The 3,589-nt window shown below is 66.0% G+C and carries 5 protein-coding genes; 4 read left to right on the forward strand and 1 reads right to left on the reverse strand.

The features are described from left to right. From AC1D15_RS22345 to AC1D15_RS22355, 3 genes are all read left to right on the forward strand, one after another. The coding region (locus AC1D15_RS22345; protein ID WP_477827692.1) for a phosphate acyltransferase at nucleotides 1–1,635 on the forward strand (1,635 nt) is incomplete at its 5' end. A gap of 408 nt (nucleotides 1,636–2,043) precedes the next feature. Further along, on the forward strand, nucleotides 2,044–2,385 hold the full coding sequence (locus tag AC1D15_RS22350) for a guanyl-specific ribonuclease (RefSeq protein WP_477827694.1): 342 nt from the start codon (nucleotides 2,044–2,046) through the stop codon (nucleotides 2,383–2,385). A gap of 43 nt (nucleotides 2,386–2,428) precedes the next feature. After that, a complete protein-coding gene (locus AC1D15_RS22355) occupies nucleotides 2,429–2,824 on the forward strand; it encodes a barstar family protein (RefSeq protein ID WP_047501403.1) in 396 nt (131 codons plus the stop codon). Here AC1D15_RS22355 and AC1D15_RS22360 read toward each other — a convergent pair. Beyond that, entirely contained in the window at nucleotides 2,799–3,068 is a 270-nt protein-coding gene (locus AC1D15_RS22360; protein ID WP_465111356.1) for a hypothetical protein, read from the reverse strand. The two genes, AC1D15_RS22355 and AC1D15_RS22360, sit on opposite strands and share 26 nt — an antisense overlap. A gap of 31 nt (nucleotides 3,069–3,099) precedes the next feature. Here AC1D15_RS22360 and AC1D15_RS22365 point away from each other — a divergent pair. Continuing rightward, nucleotides 3,100–3,589: hypothetical protein (locus tag AC1D15_RS22365; protein ID WP_477827693.1), on the forward strand; the 490-nt coding region annotated here is incomplete at its 3' end.

Genomic DNA, 3,589 nt, shown 5'->3' on the forward strand with positions numbered 1-3,589 from the left:
AACATCTGGGTCACCGACCTGGCCGGCGTCGTCTACGAAGGCCGCACCGAGCTGATGGACGAGGACAAGATCCAGTTCGCCCAGAAGACCTCGCACCGCAAGCTGGCCCAGGTGATGGACGGCGCCGACATCTTCCTCGGCCTGTCGGCCGGCGGCGTGCTGAAGAAGGAGATGGTCGCGACGATGGCGGCCAAGCCGATCATCCTGGCGCTGGCCAACCCGACCCCGGAGATCCTGCCGGAAGAGGTGAAGGAAGTGCGCGCCGACGCGATCATCGCGACCGGCCGCACCGACTACCCGAACCAGGTCAACAACGTCCTGTGCTTCCCGTACATCTTCCGCGGCGCGCTCGACAGCGGCGCGACCACCATCACGATCGAGATGGAGATCGCCGCGGTGCACGCGATCGCCGAGCTGGCCCAGGCCGAGCAGAGCGAGGTGGTGGCCGCGGCCTATGCCGGCGCCACGCTGAGCTTCGGGCCGGAGTACCTGATCCCGAAGCCGTTCGACCCGCGGCTGATGATGAAGATCGCGCCGGCCGTCGCGCAGGCGGCGGTCGACTCCGGCGTCGCCTCGCGCCCGATCAAGGACATGGACGCCTACCGCGAGAAGCTGCAGAGCTTCGTCTATGCCTCGGGCACGACGATGAAGCCGATCTTCACGCTCGCCAAGTGCGCGAAGCACAAGCGCGTCGCCTTCGCCGAAGGCGAGGAAGAGCGCGTGCTGCGTGCGGTGCAGGTGGTGGTCGACGAGAACCTCGCGCGCCCGACGCTGATCGGCCGGCCCGAGGTCATCGCGCAGCGCATCGAGAAGTTCGGCCTGCGCCTGAAGGCCGGCACCGACTACGACCTGGTCAACACCGAGCACGACGAGCGCTACCGCGACTACTGGCAGACCTACCACCGCATGATGGCGCGCAAGGGCGTGACCGCGCAACTCGCGAAGATCGAGATGCGCCGCCGCCTGACGCTGATCGGCGCGATGCTGCTGCACAAGGGCGAGGTCGACGGCATGCTGTGCGGCACCTGGGGCAACACCGCGATGCACCTGCAGTACATCGACCAGGTGATCGGCCTGCGCAAGGGCACCAAGACCTATGCCTGCATGAACGGGCTGATCCTGCCGAACCGGCAGGTGATGCTGGTCGACACCCACGTCAACTACGACCCGACCGCGGCGCAGCTGGCCGAGATCACCGTGATGGCCGCCGAGGAGCTCAAGCGCTTCGGCCTGCGCCCGAAGGCGGCGCTGCTGTCGCACAGCAACTTCGGCTCGAGCAACCATCCGTCGGCGGTGAAGATGCGCGACGCGCTGGCGCTGCTGCACGAGCAGGCGCCGTGGCTCGAGGTCGACGGCGAGATGCACGGCGACGCTGCGCTCGATGCCGCGTACCGCGCCGAGCTGATGCCGACCAGCACGCTGTCGGGCGAGGCGAACCTGCTGGTGCTGCCGAACATCGACGCCGCCAACATCAGCTACAACCTGCTGAAGACGGCGGCCGGCGGCGGCATCGCGATCGGGCCGGTGTTGCTGGGGGCGGCCAAGCCGGTGCACATCCTGACGCCGTCGGCCACCGTGCGCCGCATCGTCAACATGACCGCACTGACCGTCGCCGACGCCAACGCGGCACGCTGATCTGACAGAAACGGTCGCCGGCCGCGCGCCAAGCACAGCTTGGTGCGTGCGCCAAAAATGCCCGGGGGTCCTGCACGGGCATGTGACACCCCTGTCATCGACCCGATCCGGGTGTTTTATCGCTGTGATGCTGTCTGAATGTGCCGACTCATATGGCCTCAGACGAATGCGAGCGTTCACTGATTTCTGATCTCTCCTGCCCCAAATTGAGGCAGCAGCTTGAGCTTTGCGGGCCGATTCGGTACCATCCCGGTTTCTGAATTCAGGGATAACCCCGTGTCTCTCTCCGGTTTGCTGGCCGGTTCATTGCTGAGTTGTGCAAGTCAATTCGATGGCCGAGCCCGCAGGTGTTACCACCGGGGCCAGCAGGCGATCGCTGCGGCTGTCATGGCAGCGAGCCTGGTTTCCATGGCTGCAACTCCGGTGGTTGCCAAGGAAGCACCAGCGCCAGTGACCGAGATGGCGACGGTGGCCCTGGCGGCACTGCCGGCCGAGGCCCAGGCGACAGAGCGGCTGATTCGAACGGGAGGCCCGTTTCCGTATCCCAAGGATGGCAGCGTGTTCGGTAACCGCGAACGCCAGCTACCGTCACAGCGCCGCGGCTACTACCGCGAGTACACCGTGACAACCCCGGGGGCCAGGAACCGCGCGGCAAAGCGCATCGTCTGCGGTGGCTACCAGGTCACGACGCCGCAGGCCTGTTACTACACCGACGACCACTACGCGAGTTTTCGCCGCATCGTGAAGTGAGCATCAGTTGATGGATTCTTTTGAACCAAGGAGGAACGAGACCATGCTCTTGCAGACCGTCCGTCCAAACATCGTCCAGTCGATACGCGCCTACCGTGTCGAGGATTTGCAGGAGGCCGCGCAAAGCGTGGGCCAGCACTTCCTCTACGCCAACCTGACGAACGCCCAGTCCAAGCAGGACGTGCTGGACAGCATCGCCGAATCCTTCCTGTTCCCGTCGCATTTCGGCAAGAACCTGGATGCGCTGTACGACTGCATGACCGACCTGGTGCACAAGTCGGGCGCGCAACCCGGCTTCGTCGTAGTGCTGGAGCAGCTGCCCGACAACCCGCGCTTCGACCGCGAGGCCCGCGAGCAGTTGCTCGATGTCTTCCGCGACGCGGCCGATTTCTGGGCGGAGCGAAAAATACCGTTCAGGTGCTTCTATTCTTTTCAGTAGCCCGCTCCCAGGAACAAGGGTCATGGGAGCGGGCGACGGAAACGGCCCAGATTGCAGAGAACAAGCCCGCCAAGCCGGCGGCCAAGAGCGCAGCCAACGCGAACTTCGGGATGAACATGCCGATGATGAGCAGCGCCTTCGACACCTCGATGTGGCTGAACGCGGCCTGATCGATCGATCCCCTGTCAAGCCCGCTTCGGCGGGCTTTTTCTTGGGCGCGATGCGCGGGCACAATGCGCCGCACACAACAGCGCCCACAGCGGCAGGGAGGAACCATGGCATTCGGTCTTGGCGCGCGAGCGTGGCTCGCAGCAGCGTTGGCATCGGGGTTGGTCGCGGCTGCGGCCGCGCAGGAGAACACCGGAGCCGCCGAGGCGCCGTCGGCCGCCGGGCCACAATCCGGGTGGTACGTGTCCGGCGGAGCCGGCCTCAGTCACTACCAGGCGCCAGGCGGGCAGGACAACCAGCATGACACGCTGACCGGTCACGGGGGCAAGCTGATGCTGGGCTATCAGTTCCGGCGCTCGATACGGCTGGAGGCGGGCGCCGTGTCGCTGGGCTCCGGCTGGCACACCGACCCCGCCATCGCGGTGGTCGGCGCATTGCACCTGGGCGACCACATCGCGCTGCTCGGCCGCCTCGGGGCCTACCACCGGCGCACGCCCCGCAGCGACACGTTCATCGTTCGCACCGAGGACAAGGAAGGCACCGAGCTCACGATCGGCGGCGGCATTGAGTGGTATCTGCAACCCCGGTTGTCGGCCC

Source organism: Rhizobacter sp. P2_H2 (genome assembly GCF_056403375.1).

Coding starts and splice junctions, on each gene's coding strand:
- AC1D15_RS22350 (WP_477827694.1), top strand. CDS start 2,044: ATGGCTGCAACTCCGGTGGTTGCCAAGGAAGCACCAGCGCCAGTGACC.
- AC1D15_RS22355 (WP_047501403.1), top strand. CDS start 2,429: ATGCTCTTGCAGACCGTCCGTCCAAACATCGTCCAGTCGATACGCGCC.